This is a genomic window from Amycolatopsis keratiniphila, from assembly GCF_000400635.2.
Lineage (GTDB): Bacteria > Actinomycetota > Actinomycetes > Mycobacteriales > Pseudonocardiaceae > Amycolatopsis > Amycolatopsis keratiniphila.
The window spans coordinates 6,037,117-6,051,608 of the sequence record NC_021252.1 but is presented as its reverse complement, the minus strand read 5'-3'; the positions used below and the strand labels follow the sequence as shown (position 1 = coordinate 6,051,608).

The window sequence follows — 14,492 nt, the reverse complement described above, 5'->3', positions numbered from 1 at the left end:
GACCCACGCGCCCTGTCCGGCACGGGGGTGCCGCCCCCGCGCCGGACAGGCCTCAACGACGTGGCACCACTTCGAACTGGCCCATCATCGAGTGGGTCGCATGGTCGAGGAAATGACAGTGGAACGGGTACCGGCCGAGGTAGGAGTCGAACGTGGCCTGGATCCGGACGACGTCGCCGGGGAACAGCCGGACGGTGTCCTTCGGGTACGCGTCGTAAGCGGGCTCGGGTCTGCCGTTCCGGTCGAGCACCCTGAACTGCACGAGATGCAGGTGCATCGTGTGCTGGATGCCGAGAGCGACGTCGTCGTTCACGATCTCCCAGATCTCGGTCGAGCCGTGCTCGATCGTCGCGTCCACCCGATCCGGGTCGAATCCCTTGTCGTTGATGACGAACCGGCCGCTCCCGAGATCGAGCCGCATGACGAATCGCCGCGTTTTCGTGGCCCGTCCTCGCAGCGGATCGTTCGACGGCCATCCCGGGATCTCTTCCCTCGCCGAGGGAACCCGTGCACGGGGCCACCCGGGAATGGCGATCTCCGGTTTGGACCACGAAGCCCCGCCGCCGACCCGGAACTGGAGGATGTCCCGCTTGTTCTCGGAGAGGGCCGCCGCGTTCTGCAGGGCGATGGCGGTGCCCGGCGGAACCGACCGGAAGTCCACCAGGACCTCGGCGCGCTCCGCCGGCCAGACGTCGATCTCGTGCCGCGCCACGGGCACGCGCAGGAAGCCGCCGTCGGACGCGATCTGCAGGAACGGCGCTCCGGTGGAGAGCCGGAACTTGAACATCTCCAGGTTCGAGCCGTTGATCAACCTGAGGCGGTACAGCTTCCGCTTGACCTCGAAGTAGGGCTGCGGACGTCCGTTGACGAGGATCGTCGGCCGGTTCAGGAAGTCGTCCGGCACGAAGACGAGCTGGCCTCCGCTGTCGAACTTCGCGTCCCTGAGGATCAGTGGCACGTCGAATTCGCCACTGGGCAACGGAAGCCGCGCGTCCACGGGATCCGACAGCAGATACGCGCCGGAAAGGCCGCGGTAGACCCGTTCGCCTTCGAGGTGATGCGTGTGGTCGTGATACCAGAGCGTGGCGGCCCGCTGGTCGTTCGGATATCGGTACACCCTGGCCTGGCCCGGCGCGATCGGGTCCATCGGATGCCCGTCACTCGACGGCGGGACGTCGGCGCCGTGCAGATGCACCGTGGCCGGGCCGGGCAGGCCGTTGAACTGCCTGATCACCGTGTTGCGACCACGCTGGGCCCGAATGGTCGGCCCGGGGAAACTCCCGTTGAAGGTGAGTGTCCTGGTCCGGATGCCGGGGAGGATCTCCAGTTCGGTCTCCGCGATCCGCATGTCGTAGAAATCGGTGTCCGCCGTGCTTCGCGTGGGCTTGAGCACCGGGGGGATCGACAACGGCACCGAGAAGGGCCGCACTTCCGGCGGGTCGTCAGAAAGCGCGGATGCCAGCTGTTTCGTCGGAAAGATCAGTGCCGCGCCGGCGACGGAACCGAGTTTGATCGCATCTCTTCTGTTCAGCACTTCGATCACCTTCGGGGAATCGGGCAGCGGGCCGCCGGTGCAGGGCGACCGCGACCAGCAGGGAGAGCACGAACGAGTACTGCAACACGGTGATCGCCGCGGACAGCGTGTTACCCGGTGAGATCGCGTTGCCGACGGTGAACCTCGTCAGGGGGATCGTCGCCGACGCGCTGAGGACGGCCGACGTAGCCGCGAAGATCAGCATGGCAGGGATATTTCCCGTCGCCCACCGCCGGGTGACGGCACCGGCGAGCAGCACGCTCGCCGTGGTCGCGTGCGCGGCGAGCAGCGTGATGCCCGCGAAGTTGAGGATGGCGCGCGCGGCGATCGCGGGGGGAGGGGTACGCGCCCCGCTCGCTCCGGTGTGGTGTCCGGCGCCGGCCGGCAGGAGAGACGGTGACCGTGGCCTCACGTCCAAATAGGACGACCAATCCCGGATCTGCCACGCCATGACCGCCGCGAGGGCGATCGCCAGTAGGACCAGGGGAGTCGTGGGCCAGGAACGGCCCGGTGAAGACGGGGACGCGGGCCGGGCTGCGACCTTGGTTTGCATAGAGCCACCTTTCCGGCCCGCGCCCCCTCGGTCATCGGATCAGTACATCGTGTTCGGATTGGCCGATGTCGGCGGAATGGGTTCGATGACGGCCCAGTGCTCCAGCAGTTTCCCGTCTCGGACCCGGTACAGGTCGACACTGACACTGTTCTCGATGTCGAAGAGCTTCTCCAAGTGGGCGACGACCGCGACCAGATCTCCCTCGGCGACGACGGTCTTCACGTTGGCGCGGTAGTCCGGCTGCGCGGCGTACGCGTCGTGCAGGAACTGCTGCAGTGCCTCGGTTCCGTTCGGAACATTCGGGAAATGCTGGTAGTAGGTGTTGTCCCCGATGTAGCGCTCCAGTGCCTGAAGACGGAGTTCGTCGTCGGGCTGGTTGACGATCTCGGCGAAGGCGGCGCGGCCGACGCGTTCGCTTTCGGCGTCCGTGGCGAACGGGAGCGACTTGGAGATCCTGGGAGAGCTGAGCGTGGAGAACATGTCGTTGCCGATGCCCCGTGGCTGGACGGCCTCGTTGAATTCCCAGTGTTCGGCGATCTTGCCCCGGTCCAGACGGAACAGGTTGACCTTGGCGATACCGGCGTCGCCGGCCTTTCCGACGAAGTGGCTGTGCACCACGACCAGGTCGTTCTGGGCGATGGTCCGCTTCACGATGAACCGGAGATCCGGATTCTGATCACGCAGGCCCGCGTGGTAGGCGCGGAACGCGGACCGGCCGTTGGCGATCGTGGGATAGTGCTGGACGAGGTCGGGGCGCACCATCTTGTCGAGGTAGCCGAGGTCCCCGCGGTTCAGCGCGGTGTAGAAGCCGAGGACGACCGCCCTGTTCGCCCTTTCCTGCGGTGTGGCGATCGACTCGAACGCGTTCGGCTGGGGGTGTCGCGGTGCGGCGGTGGCGGACGGGCTGAGGGCGGCGATCATGGTGACGGAGAAGATGAGCGACATGACCACACGCGAGTAGCTTCGGGATCGATAAGTCCTTTTTGACATCTGACTCCCCGTTTCCTGGGATTGTCGAAGACTTGACTGTGCTTGGCAGAAGGCGGTTTTCGATGTGCTAAGGCAGCACGAGCACCTTGCTGGCCGTGCGCGCGTCCATCGCCTCGTAGCCGGACACGATGTCGTCGAGAGCCACCGTCTTCTCGAAGATCGAACCGGGGGCGAGTGTGCCGGCCAGAACCCGTTCGACGAGTTCAGGAAGGTAGGCGCGGGCCGGGGTGAGCCCGCCGGTGAGGGTGATACCACGGAGGAAAACCGGGGTGACGTCGCCGATCGGCGGGCTGCCCATCACACAGACGGCGCCGCCGGCCCGGCACATCGCGAAGGCCGTGTCCTGTGCCTGAGGGCCACCACCGCACTCCACCACCACGTCGGCGCCGACCCCTTGCGTGGCCGTGTGGACGTAATCGACGGATTCGGCGACGCCTTCGGATCCTTGGGCGTTGAAGGTGTCGGTCGCACCGAACTCCTTGCCTTTGCTCAACCGCGCTTCGTGCCTGCCCACGAGGATGATCCGGGCGGCGCCCGCGTCGCGGGCCGCGAGCACCGCGCACATCCCGACCGGCCCGTCGCCGACGACGGCGACCGACGAGCCCGGCGCGACCCTGCCTGTCTTGATGGCGTGCAAGCCGGTCGCCATCGTGTCGGTGAGCGTGAGGAGCGAGGGCAGCCGTTCGTCGTTCTCATCCACCGGGACCGCCACCAGGTTGGCGTCGGCGAAGGGCACCCGGACCGCTTCGGCCTGTGCACCGTCACCTTGCACACCGAACATGCCGCCCGCCGCGCAGGCGTTGTGCGAACCGGTCAGGCATGCGGAGCAGGTTCCGTCGGCGAAGTTGAAGGGCGCGACGACCATCGTCCCGGGACGGAGCGTGGAGACCTCGCCACCGATGTCCTCGACGACACCGACGAATTCGTGCCCGCAGCGTGGGCCGGTGACCGGACCGGGGAGCCCGCGATAGCCGTGCAGATCCGTGCCGCAGATCCCGGCGACGACCACGCGGACGACCGCGTCGCCGGGCGCCTGGAGCGCTGCGTCTGGGACTGTTTCCACGGTCAGCGCATGCTTTCCGTGTAGGATGGCAGCCTTCATTAGGACACCTCTCGCCAGGCCCCCTGATCGAATCCGGCCCTCCCGGTCCGACTGAACAGACCGTCCATCATGGCTCTCGGCAAGGCAAACAATCTGTAGAACCGGCTGTCTGTTCGGCTATTATGCTTGCCTCTTCGTCCCCGCGTCACACTTTGCGGCAGGACGATGAACTACGTGATGGTATTTTACCGACTTTCTCCGCTGGGTGATTCCGGTCAACCGATCAGTGCGCGCCGTTCGGCGCCGACCTGGGCTTTCCGGTAGGTCGCGGTCTCAGGGAATCTCGCGGCCGTGTGCGGCCTGGGGTCGGCAGCAGTTTCGAAGTGGTCTTCGTGTGCAAGGGCTTCGATCCGAGGTGGCCGCCGGGTGGCGATGATTCTCGAGATCGCGCGTCTTCTTTCGTGGCACTGGCTTTCCGGTCGGAAAGACGGCGGACTGGGGGCACGTGTGTCTTCTCTGTCCACTGGGGATCGGATCGCGTTCAGGAACCCTGCGGCTTGACGCCGAGCTTGGTTTCCCGGCATGGCGTGAGGGGAAGATCACCGATTTTCCGGTGCTTTCTATTCGACGCCCTTCCCGGTGAACCGGAAAAGCGATTTCCGGCCAGTGGTGGCGCTGAGTGTTCTTCGGATCACTAAAAGGATTGCGAATGCGTCTGAATGGCGGTGGACTACGCTCGCGTGTTACGAAATCATGGGTCGCCGGAAACGCGGGCTCGCTCGGTCGGCCTGCGCACAACGACGACAAAGCGGGGGCATCGTGCGATCAGGGGAGTACGGCCATCGGCCTGCGGAAAACGCATGGTCGGAGTTGACGGGTGGCAACAGCGAAGGGGGCGCTCCGCCCATGCCGCCGGGTGTGCTCATGCCGAGTCTGGAACTCGCGAAGTGGCTGGACCGCTGTGTGGACCGGCTCCTTCGTGAGGGCAACGAAAACAGCGACCCGGTGAGCGGTGGAGAGCGCGTGGACCTCATGGTCGGCCTCTCGAACGCCGCCGAAGCCCTTCGTGCTTCGGAACGCTGCGATCACGAATCCGCCGAACAAGAGCTGCGGTCGGCCCTGGAACTGATGCAGGGGATCGATCTGGATCGGTACGCGCTTTCCCTCGGTTAGGGCCGGTAGCAGCCGGCCCCGGTTCGCAAAGGTCTCCTTCTCGCGCGCAACGTGGAAAGTGAAGAGGACGATCACTAGGGCAGCTTTCGCTGACGGAAGTCCCGTGTTGTTTCCTGGCTGCTGCGTAGCGAGGGCCGACCGCAGTAGACATGGAAACCATGGCAGCCGGCGACGTCACCACAGCGCACCCCGAGCGGGTCGACTGCGTACTCGATGCGCAGTACCCGTACTTCTACCTCAGCGAGAACACCTCGTTGATCAATCCCGGGCTCTCGACCTGGACCGGGATGGTCACCGCAGCGAGGGGAAAGCTGCAAATGCAGGTGCCGTGGACCGCCGAGCGGGTACACGTCGTCACGGAGATCCACCCTGGTGAGCCGGATGATGTGATCGAGGCCTACGACGACGTCATCGAGTTCGGTTACTCGTCCGCGACCGGGCTCGCCGCGGTGCTGGACTGGTCACAGACGCTGGCCGGTCCGGTGGATCTGCTGCCGGGTGATCATCGTCTGCGCTATCACGTACGGGAAGCCGTGGAACCCGGCGCCGGGAGTGCCGTGGTGGCGGAAGCGTTGATTCAGCTCTGGCCTGCGAAGCTCGGTGAAAAAGAGGAGCTGCGGATCACCGGCGCACTCGGGAATTTCTGGCATCCGGGGGCGCGCTTGAGAAGCGTGTGGAACGGCCTGTAAACGCGGCGCCGCTGCCCGAGCACACCCCGGCGATAAGCAGTTCGGACATAGATGACGGATTTCGGTGGCCTTCGTCCGGGCCACTCCACAGACTGCGAATATTCGCTCGAGTGGAGTCCGGAGGTGACGTGATGCGTGGAACGGCGTGGTTCTCCCTCCTGATCGCCTTGTGCTGTACGGCATGTGGAACCACGGCTCCCTTCGGCGCCGGCCCGGCGAAGCCCGAGAATTCCACTGGAGTCACACAGATCCCGGTTGGTTCCGTCGCTCCGCAGACACCGGTGCGGACCGTTCCCTCCGCGGTGGTGCCGCTGTCGACCGTCGAAACTCCACGGCCCGGCGGCCTCGCGCTCTTCGCCGATCCCGCGGCGGTGAGCACCGAATGGCTGAGGGCCTGGTGCACGCTCGATTGGCGTGAGCCGATGAACGGGAATCTCGATCGCGCGGCACGGTATCAGACTCCGTCGGCGGCCAAGGCCGACCGCCGTGAAGGCGACACCGAAGACACTTACCGGAGTATGCGGGAACAACAGTTGAGCAGCGGTTGTGACGAAGTGACCGCGACGCCGAGTCCTGAGGCACCGCAAAGCGCCGACGTGGCCTATCTGGTGCTTTCCGCCCGCCGCGTCAACTCCGCGGCGGGCGTGGCTTTCGAGATCGAGCAGATCCGTTCGGTGCGCCGGGTCCTCCGGCAGACCGACGGACGCTGGCTGGTCGACACCCGGGTGGAGGCGGGCTGATGCGGGTGAAGGCCCTGTTCGCCAGTGTGGTGCTCGTCGTGGGCGCCTTGCTGCTGGTGCTGCCCCGGCCCGAGAAGGCGGAGGCGTTGAGCTGCACAGGTGCGGCTCCGGAGACGACCGCACGGCCCGCCCCGGACGGAAGCACCCCACCCGACCTGTCCCTGCCGCAGCTCGAAGTCGCCAAGAGCATCGTCGCCACCGCGAAGGGCATGGCGATCACCCGGCGCGGCGTCGTCATCGCCCTCCAGATCGCGAGGCAGGAATCCCGGTTCGAAGCCGACGTGGTCGTCGGCCGGGCGACCGGCGCTTTCCAGCAGATCGCCCCGGGACCGGACAACGCCTACACCGGCTACGACCGGAAGAACGCGAGCATGGCGGCGAAGGGTTTCTTCACCGTGCTGCTCGCCAGGGTGCCCGGTTACGACACCGATCCCCGTTCCAACGCCGACATCGGCCAGGTGGTCCAGGCCAGTGGTGCCGGCGCGGGCAAGTACGAACCGTGGCAGCCGCTGGCCGAGTCGCTGGCGAACGTGCTCTACGACGGCACCGCGGCGATGACCTGTCAGACCGGTCAAAGCGGGCCGAGGGCCGTGCGGGCCGACGGAGTCGACGTCCAACTGCCGCCGGAGGCGGGGCTCGCCGGCACGGTCAAGGCACCTGGCCCGGAGACCGCGCGGGTGCTGGCTGCCGCGCTGTCCTGGCTGGGCACGCCGTACGCCTGGGGCGGAGGGACCGCGTCCGGGCCATCTCGTGGCATCCGTGACGGCGGTGTCGCCGACGCGAACGGCGACTTCGCCAAGGTCGGTTTCGACTGCAGTGGCTTGATGCTCTATTCCTACGCTCAGGTCGGCGTTTCCCTCCCGAGGACGTCACGCGCGCAGCACGCCGGCGGCGGCGCGGTCGTGCCCTGGAGTGCGGCTCTCCCCGGCGACCTGGTGTTCTACGGCGCCGTCGTGCACCACGTGGCGATGTTCCTCGGTGTCGTCAACGGCGTCCCGTACATGGTGGAAGCACCGCAGAGCGGCGATGTCGTCAAGGTCTCCCCGGTGCGCACCGGTGGGGACTTCCGGGCGGAAGTCGTCCGGCCCATTCCAGGAGGAGGGGCTGATCAGCATGTCTGAGCACCCGCCGGGCTACGAAGCCGAACAACCCGTCGACCTCAGCAAGCCGGTCGCCTACGTCCCGATCACGGAGCGGGCCGCGACAGCCGACCGTTCCGAGGGGCGCGGGGAAAAGCGGGAGAAGGCCCCGGAAGAGGCGGCACCAGCTGCTCCTCAAAGCGTCTACGGGCTCGTGACGGTCGCCAACGTCCAGCCGCGGACGTTCAAGAGCACCGTGGCCCGGAAGCTCTACGCCGGCCTGGAACCCCGCTATGCCGGAGTGCGGCTGTGGAACGGCGTCGGCTCGATCCGGCTCGACGGCCTCGTCATCGCGGACATGCCCGCCGACCCGCGCGGCACAGACTGGCGACGGCAAAGCTGGACCACCGATCAGCTGGTGCTCCCGGTGCATGACGATCTCCAGGCGGCCCGGGCGGCGTGGTGGATGCTTGACCGGCTGGAGGCCGAAGGCCGCCCCGATCTGGTGAGTACGGCGATCGTCGTCGGCATCCAGACCGGCACGCACCGGATGCTGGGCCGCAAGATCGCCAAGACCTTCGGGGCGCGGACGGCCGGGGTGATCCGGGTCAAGCTACCCGGCGGGGTCGTCCCCGCCGACGACGAAGCACGGTGGGAGCCGCTCGTGACCGCTGTGTCTCACACAGTGACGCAACTGTCGTCGCGAAGCCGCCCCTCAATGCTCCCGCCGAGGGCTCCACATCAGGTGGTTCAACTCGACAGCCGACGTCACGGGAAGGCCGCGAACCAATGATCCTTCAGTACCTCGCTCAGTCACCGAATCCCTTCGACGGTGTCGTACCCAACTTCGACGTCTTCGGGGTGGACTTCAACGCCACCTGGAAGAAGCTGCTCGGCGGGGCCTGGGGGCTGGCGTTCGTCGTGATCGCCTTCGGCACGATCCGCGCGACACTGGAACTGCAGTCCGCGAAGCGGCACGGATATCACACCTCGGTCGCCGAGCATTCGGCCTCGCTCAAGCGTTCGGTGATCGGCCTCGTGGTGCTGGCGAGCCTTGGCCTGATCTTCGGCGCCATTCTGTCGGTCTTCTGAGAGGCACGACATGCCTGGAATCGATCGCGGCGGCCACCTCGCGGAGTTCGTCGCCGACCCCTCGACCCCGCTCGACGACCTCGTGAACTCGGTGCACGCGTCCGCGTTCGATCTCGTCAAGCAGGTGGTGAACGGTCTGGGAGACCAAGGAAACGTCAATCCCGCGGCACCCGGTTTCCTGACCCAGTACGCGGCCGCCGCCGGTCTCGGACTGGTGGTCATGGCCTTCGCCGCCATTTTCGCGGTCTTTCATGGCCTGCGGCGCGGCGGGCGGGACGACCTGCGCGAGTCGCTGTTCAAGTATCTTCCGCTGGCGGTACTGCTGATCGTGTTCTTCCCCGCGATCGGGGTTCTGGTGTCGAACGTCGCCAACGCCGCGGGCGAGGGGATCGCCGGCTGGGGTGCGACCACGATCGGCCAGACCGGCTCCCGGATCGAGAAACTGGCCGGGATATCCGCCGACAAGCTGCCGGGTGGCGCGTTCGTGGGCTTGATCGTCTCGCTGCTGATCGTGGCCGGCGCGCTCGGGGTCTTCCTCGTGCTCGCGGTGGAGAAGATCGGCTTGCCGGTCGCCGGGGTCATCGCCGGGATCGGCTGGGGAATGCTGGTGCATCCGGTGTGGCGGCCGAAGGCACTGCGGGTGCCCGCCCTCTGGCTTGGCCTGATCTTCGCCAAGCCGTTGCTGTTTCTGCTGCTCGCCGCCGCGTTCGGTGCTTTCGGCGCGGCCGAGGGCGATCCTTCGGGCGTGCCGGGGCTGATCCAGCTGTGCCTGCTGGCCGTCGCCCTCATCGTGTCGAGTGTGGCGCCCTTGATGGTCCTGCGCAGGCTCCCGGCGACCCGCGCCGGGGCCGCGGACCGGTCGAGCACACGGCCCCCGGCCCCCGTCGGGGTACGCGAATCGGTCGCCGTCTCCCTGGAACGGGGCCCGGTGCTTGCGGCGCCGTTTCCCCATCGGAATCCGGCGGAGTCACGTTCCATCGAGCAGGCGTACGAGAACCGGCAACGGGAGCGCCGGAGTTCACAGCGTGACCGGGGGCGGGCCCAGCCGCGGCAGGACCCTCCCGTGCCGTCGGGAGGTCACCTCGAAGCGGACAGCCACACCGAGAAGATCTCCGCTCCGATCCGGGGACGTGCCTGATGCGTACTTCGATCCTGGGAGGCGAGGTCGTCGGGCGCGGCCTGCTGGGCAAAGTCGACGGTCGCACCGCCGTCGCCCTCGGCGTGACCGGCCTGCTGGCCGGATGGCTTTGGCTGGGGATGGGCGGTGTCGCGGGCACCGTCGTGGGCGTCGTGGTCCTCGTCCTCGGTGTCATCGTCCTGTACCCGTGGAGCGGGCAGCGGTCCATCGCGGCGGGGTGGGTCCGCCGGTGGCGGTTCGGCCTGCGCCGCCGTCAAGGGGTCACCGCGTTCGTCGCCGAGCCCGGCAGCGAACAGGCGATCCTGCCGCCTCCGCTCGGCCGGGTGGCGCCGCTCGACCTGGGCGGCACACCGCACGAGGACATGTTCATCCTGCGGCACTCCAACCCCGGTGAAACCCCTTACCTGTCCGTGGTGATGGAGGTCGACGGCCAGCCGCAGGGGCTGCGCACCGTCGCGGAGTTCGAGGTGGCGTCGGCCCGGTACGGCGTGATGCTCTCCCAGCTGGCCCGGGACGGTTCCTTCCTCCGCGGCCTTCAGCAGATCAACCGGATCCTGCCCCACGACCCGGCGCGCCACCGTGCCTTCGTCGCGGCGAGGGTCTCCGACCGGCCGGGTATCGAGGCACTCGTCAAGTCCTATGAGGATCTGATCGACCTCACCGCGCACACCGCCGAGCAGCACCGGAACTACCTCGTGGCCCGATTCCCGCTCAACGGCGAGTTCGCCGTCGCGGCGCGGCGGCACGGGCAGGGCGAGACGGGCTGGGCCGGACTGGTGCGCGAGGAACTGGCCAGGCTCGCCGATCTGGTGAGCCGCGCGGATCTGGTGCGGCCGCGGGTGCTGGGCGAGCAACGCACCTGTGCGGTGCTGCGTTCGATGCAGGATCCGGCGTTTCCGGTGGATCAGCACGAGGGGGTCCGCTGGCACAACTGCTGGCAGGACTACCGGGCCGAGCGCGGGCACATGACGGTCAACGACCGCTGGCTGCACCGGGTGGCGGTGGTGCCCAGGGACGGCATCGGTGCCGTGCCGCTCGGCCCTCATTGGCTCGCCCCCCTGCTGGTCGAGGTCAACCCGGCGGTGATCCGGACGCTCAGCGTGCGGATGGAGTTCGTCCCGGCGCGGATCGCCAGGGCCCGCGCGGTCCGCGACGTGACCGTCGATGGCGCGAGCAGGCACAACGCCGCCGAAAAGGGGCAGGTCGGCGACGGTACCGGAGACCTGCTGCTGTCCGCCTCGCGGCGACGACTCGACGATCTTTCCCCGGGCAGCGGGCATCACGGTGTGGACTGGTCCATGTCCTTGTCGGTCACCGCCTCCGACGAAGGCGAGCTGGCAAGGGCGTCCACGCGGGTCGGCAACGCCGCGGCCAACTGCGCGATCGGCAGGCTGGAATGGCAGGACATGTGGCACGACGCGGCGGCGATCACCACCTATCCGTTGGCGCGGGGAATGGCGGTGCCGAAATGACGGTACGGACGGCGACGGCATTGCCTGGTACTCCTGGCGAACAGCAGGTCCCATCACCGGGGGCCGAACCGGAACCGCGGCGGAAGAAGCGCCGCGATCCGCGCCGCACCCGCTGGCTGGACCGGGCCGGATGGTACGAGCCCCGCGAGACCGGCTCACGGTCGACGACGCGGCAGGCGGAGGCGCTGAACCTCGCCCTGTCTTCGCCGCCGACGACGCACCGCGGCCTGATCCTCGGCACCGACAGGCTTTCCGGGCAACTGGTGTGCCACGACCCGTTCATCGCCTACGACGACAAGCTGGTCTCGGCGCCCAACGTGGCGGTGATCGGCGACGTCGGCAAGGGCAAAAGTTCCCTGCTCAAGACCTGGGGAACGCTTCGTCAGCTGCTGCTCTCCGGTCGTCGTGTGGTCGTGCTCGACAAGAAGACCCAAGCGGGGCAAGGGGAGTACACCCGGCTAGCCCGCGCGGTCGGCGCGCCGTCGATCCGGTTCACCGTGGACGGCACCGGAAGCAGGCTGAACCTGCTCGACCCGGTCATCTCACTCGGCGAGGCGGGCGAGGGAGGCAAGCAGGCGGGCCGGCCCACCGGCCAGATGATGCTGCTCCGTGCCGTCCTGGCCGAAGCGCTCGGCAGAGAGGTCAGCGAACGCGAGGGCAAGGCGTTACGGATCGCGTTGTTCGCCGCGACCGGTGACGCGCGGGAGCGCAACCGCGTCCCGGTGATCGGCGATGTCGTCCATCACTTGATCAAACCCGCCGCGGCGGCGGCGAAGGACATCGGGATCCCCGTGTCCGAGCTGCGTGAATGGGGTTTCGACCCGGCCTTCGCACTGGAACGCATGATCGAGGAGGACCTGGCCGGTCTGGTGGACGGTGAGACCTCTCCCGACGTCCAGCTCGACCATCCCAGCGGCCTGGTCCACTTCGACATCTCCGCCCTGCCGGTGGAGGGGCCCGCCCTGCGGATCGTGATGACGGTGATCAACACCTGGCAGACGAACATGCTCGCGCGACGTTCGCGGCAGCTGACGCAGACGGTGAACATCGTCGAAGAGGGCTGGCACGTCGCGGAGGGCGCGCTCGGCAAGGTGTTCCAGCGCAACACCAAACTCGCGCGCGGGCTGGGGCTGGCGACGATGGCGGGGTTCCACCATGTGTCGGATCTGCCCGCGGACTCCGCCGCCCGCTCGTTGCTGCAGGAAGCCGAGACGGTGTTCATCTTCGGACAGTCGTTGCGCAGTGACGCCCTCGCTTGTGTTGACCTGTACGACCTGCCGGCAGGCACCGAGGACACCATCATGGGGCTCGGCAGGGGCACCTTCCTCGCCAAGATCGGCTCCGAAGCGCCGCTGCTCGTCCAGCACATCCGCTCACCGGCCGAGATCGAGCTCACCGAGACCGACGACGCCATGACCGGCAGGCGATGACGGGCGGGCGGCCGTAGCAGATCGCATCAGGCCGGGCTGATGGGTGGATCACCGCTGGTGGTGGCCTTGCCAGACGCGGTGGTGTCCGCGCCGATGCGACGGTGGAGCTGTCTTGACAAGGAGCCCCGGGCCGCCGAGGCTGTGTCGAGTGTCATGCCCTTCAACGGCTGCGGCACGATCTCGAACAGCCACCAGTCCAGTACGCTGCGTGGCGTGACGTGTCATCGGCGATCGGCGGAGTGGCCGGCCGAGGATGCTCCGTCCGCGCAGCGTGTCCGCCGAGGGCAGGGAGGCGCCAGTTGAAGCTGGATGAGAGGGCGTTCGGGGAGACCCGGGTGGTGCCGGACCCGGAGTTCATCGGCCCTCTGTGGCCAGCGTCGCACGTGGGCTGCAAAGCGAGCCCCGCGCTGGCGTTGCTTTCGATGGGGGCCGACCGGCTGTCGGTCACGGCGCAGGCCGAACTCGTGTTCACCGACCCGGCCTGTCTGCGAGATCCGCGCTGTCTGTGGCATGGAATGATGATCCTGCTGCGGACCGGCGCTCTCGAGAGTGTGGACGCACATCTTTGGAAGCTCGAGCACGACCGGCACGGCGGATTCCCCGATCATGTCGCCCTGATGCGGGCAGAGCACGCGAAGCACGCCGGGGACCTGGTGGGCTCGCTGGACACCCTGGCCCGGCTCGCGGACACGGCGTCGCCCGCGTGCCTGAGCGATCTGGCGGCCCCTCTCTATGTCGAAGCGCTTGTCGCGGTCAACGAGGTCAAACTGGGCGACCGGGTCCTTCGCGAGCACGATTTCGATCGACTTCTGCGGCAATGGGAGCCCATCCGCTCGCTGGTGCTGGTGGTACGTGGCGGGCTTCATCTGATCGCGGGCAGGGTCGACAAGGCCTTCGAGGATCTACTTGAATCTTCGCGAGTCCCCGCCAGGGAGGCCGTGGCTTCTTCGCCGATCGCGCGCCGTGACGGTTTGCTGGCCCTGGCCGCGGCCGCCGCGGGACAGTCCGATGTCGCCACCGCCGCGGCGACGCAGGCGTACGAGGCCGCGATGGCGTGGCGGTCGTATGCCGACGTGGCCTGGGGGCTGTACGTCCTCGAAACGATCGAGGATTCCGAACGACCGTCCGACCGGCTGAGGGACGCCATCGATCTCATGGAGCTTGCCCGGTCACCGGTCGGGATCGCCACCCTCTGCCACGAACAAGGCAAGAGGTTTCTGGCGTCCGGGCAGCTACGCGAAGGGAAAGCTCAGCTTCGTCGAGCCAAGGAAGCGGCCCTGCGGATCGGTGACGCGACCTTGACGGAGAAGATCGACAAGTTGCTGCGAGAACACACCACTCGGCCGACGTCGCGGCCTTCGCTGACCGCGCAAGAGCTGCGGATCGCCGAATTGGCGAAAGACGGCTACAGCAACAAGCAGATAGCGAACCGCCTGGTGCTCACCATGCGGACGGTCGAATTCCATCTTTCCAACGTGTATCGCAAACTCGGGGTTTCCGGCCGCCGGGCGCTGGCCGGCGAGACATTGCCGCCGCGCCGGGCCTGAGAGTGACGACGGC

The 14,492-nt window shown here is 67.6% G+C and carries 14 protein-coding genes; 10 read left to right on the top strand and 4 right to left on the bottom strand.

Annotated elements, in window-relative coordinates; all coding sequences use genetic code 11:
- Positions 1-52: 52 nt before the first annotated feature.
- From AORI_RS68075 to AORI_RS68060, 4 genes are all read right to left on the bottom strand, one after another.
- Positions 53-1,534 (bottom strand): multicopper oxidase family protein, encoded by a 1,482-nt coding sequence (locus tag AORI_RS68075; RefSeq protein ID WP_016335740.1) that lies wholly within the window; start codon positions 1,532-1,534, stop codon positions 53-55.
- A complete protein-coding gene (locus tag AORI_RS83510) occupies positions 1,443-2,087 on the bottom strand; it encodes a hypothetical protein (protein ID WP_016335739.1) in 645 nt (214 codons plus the stop codon). The genes AORI_RS68075 and AORI_RS83510 overlap by 92 nt, the downstream gene beginning before the upstream one ends.
- A 39-nt stretch (positions 2,088-2,126) precedes the next feature.
- Positions 2,127-3,032 (bottom strand): nuclear transport factor 2 family protein, encoded by a 906-nt coding sequence (locus AORI_RS68065; protein ID WP_158509143.1) that lies wholly within the window; start codon positions 3,030-3,032, stop codon positions 2,127-2,129.
- 112 nt (positions 3,033-3,144) lie between these two features.
- Positions 3,145-4,140, bottom strand: a complete 996-nt coding sequence (locus tag AORI_RS68060; RefSeq protein ID WP_228688191.1) for a zinc-binding dehydrogenase — start codon at positions 4,138-4,140, stop codon at positions 3,145-3,147.
- A 903-nt stretch (positions 4,141-5,043) separates the two neighbouring features.
- Between AORI_RS68060 and AORI_RS68055 the strand changes: the two genes are divergently transcribed.
- From AORI_RS68055 to AORI_RS68010, 10 genes are all read left to right on the top strand, one after another.
- Entirely contained in the window at positions 5,044-5,292 is a 249-nt protein-coding gene (locus AORI_RS68055) for a hypothetical protein (protein WP_228688190.1), read from the top strand.
- 158 nt (positions 5,293-5,450) lie between these two features.
- Positions 5,451-5,981, top strand: a complete 531-nt coding sequence (locus tag AORI_RS68050; protein WP_123798538.1) for a hypothetical protein — start codon at positions 5,451-5,453, stop codon at positions 5,979-5,981.
- 131 nt (positions 5,982-6,112) lie between these two features.
- Positions 6,113-6,721: a hypothetical protein gene (locus AORI_RS68045; RefSeq protein ID WP_063751895.1), complete on the top strand. Its 609-nt coding sequence runs from the start codon at positions 6,113-6,115 to the stop codon at positions 6,719-6,721.
- Positions 6,721-7,842, top strand: coding sequence for a C40 family peptidase (locus AORI_RS84690; RefSeq protein ID WP_016335733.1), 1,122 nt, complete (start codon positions 6,721-6,723; stop codon positions 7,840-7,842). The genes AORI_RS68045 and AORI_RS84690 overlap by 1 nt, the downstream gene beginning before the upstream one ends.
- Positions 7,835-8,593: a hypothetical protein gene (locus AORI_RS68035; RefSeq protein WP_016335732.1), complete on the top strand. Its 759-nt coding sequence runs from the start codon at positions 7,835-7,837 to the stop codon at positions 8,591-8,593. The genes AORI_RS84690 and AORI_RS68035 overlap by 8 nt, the downstream gene beginning before the upstream one ends.
- Positions 8,590-8,892, top strand: a complete 303-nt coding sequence (locus AORI_RS68030) for a hypothetical protein (RefSeq protein ID WP_016335731.1) — start codon at positions 8,590-8,592, stop codon at positions 8,890-8,892. Before AORI_RS68035 ends, AORI_RS68030 begins: the two co-directional genes overlap by 4 nt.
- Before the next feature lie 10 nt (positions 8,893-8,902).
- Positions 8,903-10,030, top strand: a complete 1,128-nt coding sequence (locus tag AORI_RS83775) for a hypothetical protein (RefSeq protein ID WP_016335730.1) — start codon at positions 8,903-8,905, stop codon at positions 10,028-10,030.
- Positions 10,030-11,502 carry an SCO6880 family protein gene (locus AORI_RS68020; RefSeq protein WP_016335729.1) on the top strand — a complete coding sequence of 491 codons (1,473 nt, stop codon included), beginning with the start codon at positions 10,030-10,032 and terminating at the stop codon, positions 11,500-11,502. The genes AORI_RS83775 and AORI_RS68020 overlap by 1 nt, the downstream gene beginning before the upstream one ends.
- Positions 11,499-12,932 carry an ATP/GTP-binding motif-containing protein gene (locus AORI_RS68015; RefSeq protein ID WP_016335728.1) on the top strand — a complete coding sequence of 478 codons (1,434 nt, stop codon included), beginning with the start codon at positions 11,499-11,501 and terminating at the stop codon, positions 12,930-12,932. Before AORI_RS68020 ends, AORI_RS68015 begins: the two co-directional genes overlap by 4 nt.
- A gap of 299 nt (positions 12,933-13,231) precedes the next feature.
- Positions 13,232-14,479, top strand: a complete 1,248-nt coding sequence (locus AORI_RS68010; RefSeq protein WP_016335727.1) for a helix-turn-helix domain-containing protein — start codon at positions 13,232-13,234, stop codon at positions 14,477-14,479.
- Positions 14,480-14,492 lie beyond the last annotated feature (13 nt).

Bases quoted from the DNA above. Each gene is read 5' to 3' on its own strand.
- AORI_RS83775 (WP_016335730.1), top strand. From the start codon at position 8,903: ATGCCTGGAATCGATCGCGGCGGCCACCTCGCGGAGTTCGTCGCCGAC.
- AORI_RS68065 (WP_158509143.1), bottom strand. From the start codon at position 3,032: ATGTCGCTCATCTTCTCCGTCACCATGATCGCCGCCCTCAGCCCGTCC.
- AORI_RS68020 (WP_016335729.1), top strand. From the start codon at position 10,030: ATGCGTACTTCGATCCTGGGAGGCGAGGTCGTCGGGCGCGGCCTGCTG.
- AORI_RS68050 (WP_123798538.1), top strand. From the start codon at position 5,451: ATGGCAGCCGGCGACGTCACCACAGCGCACCCCGAGCGGGTCGACTGC.
- AORI_RS68035 (WP_016335732.1), top strand. From the start codon at position 7,835: ATGTCTGAGCACCCGCCGGGCTACGAAGCCGAACAACCCGTCGACCTC.
- AORI_RS68045 (WP_063751895.1), top strand. From the start codon at position 6,113: ATGCGTGGAACGGCGTGGTTCTCCCTCCTGATCGCCTTGTGCTGTACG.
- AORI_RS68015 (WP_016335728.1), top strand. From the start codon at position 11,499: ATGACGGTACGGACGGCGACGGCATTGCCTGGTACTCCTGGCGAACAG.
- AORI_RS68030 (WP_016335731.1), top strand. From the start codon at position 8,590: ATGATCCTTCAGTACCTCGCTCAGTCACCGAATCCCTTCGACGGTGTC.
- AORI_RS68055 (WP_228688190.1), top strand. From the start codon at position 5,044: ATGCCGAGTCTGGAACTCGCGAAGTGGCTGGACCGCTGTGTGGACCGG.
- AORI_RS83510 (WP_016335739.1), bottom strand. From the start codon at position 2,087: ATGCAAACCAAGGTCGCAGCCCGGCCCGCGTCCCCGTCTTCACCGGGC.
- AORI_RS84690 (WP_016335733.1), top strand. From the start codon at position 6,721: ATGCGGGTGAAGGCCCTGTTCGCCAGTGTGGTGCTCGTCGTGGGCGCC.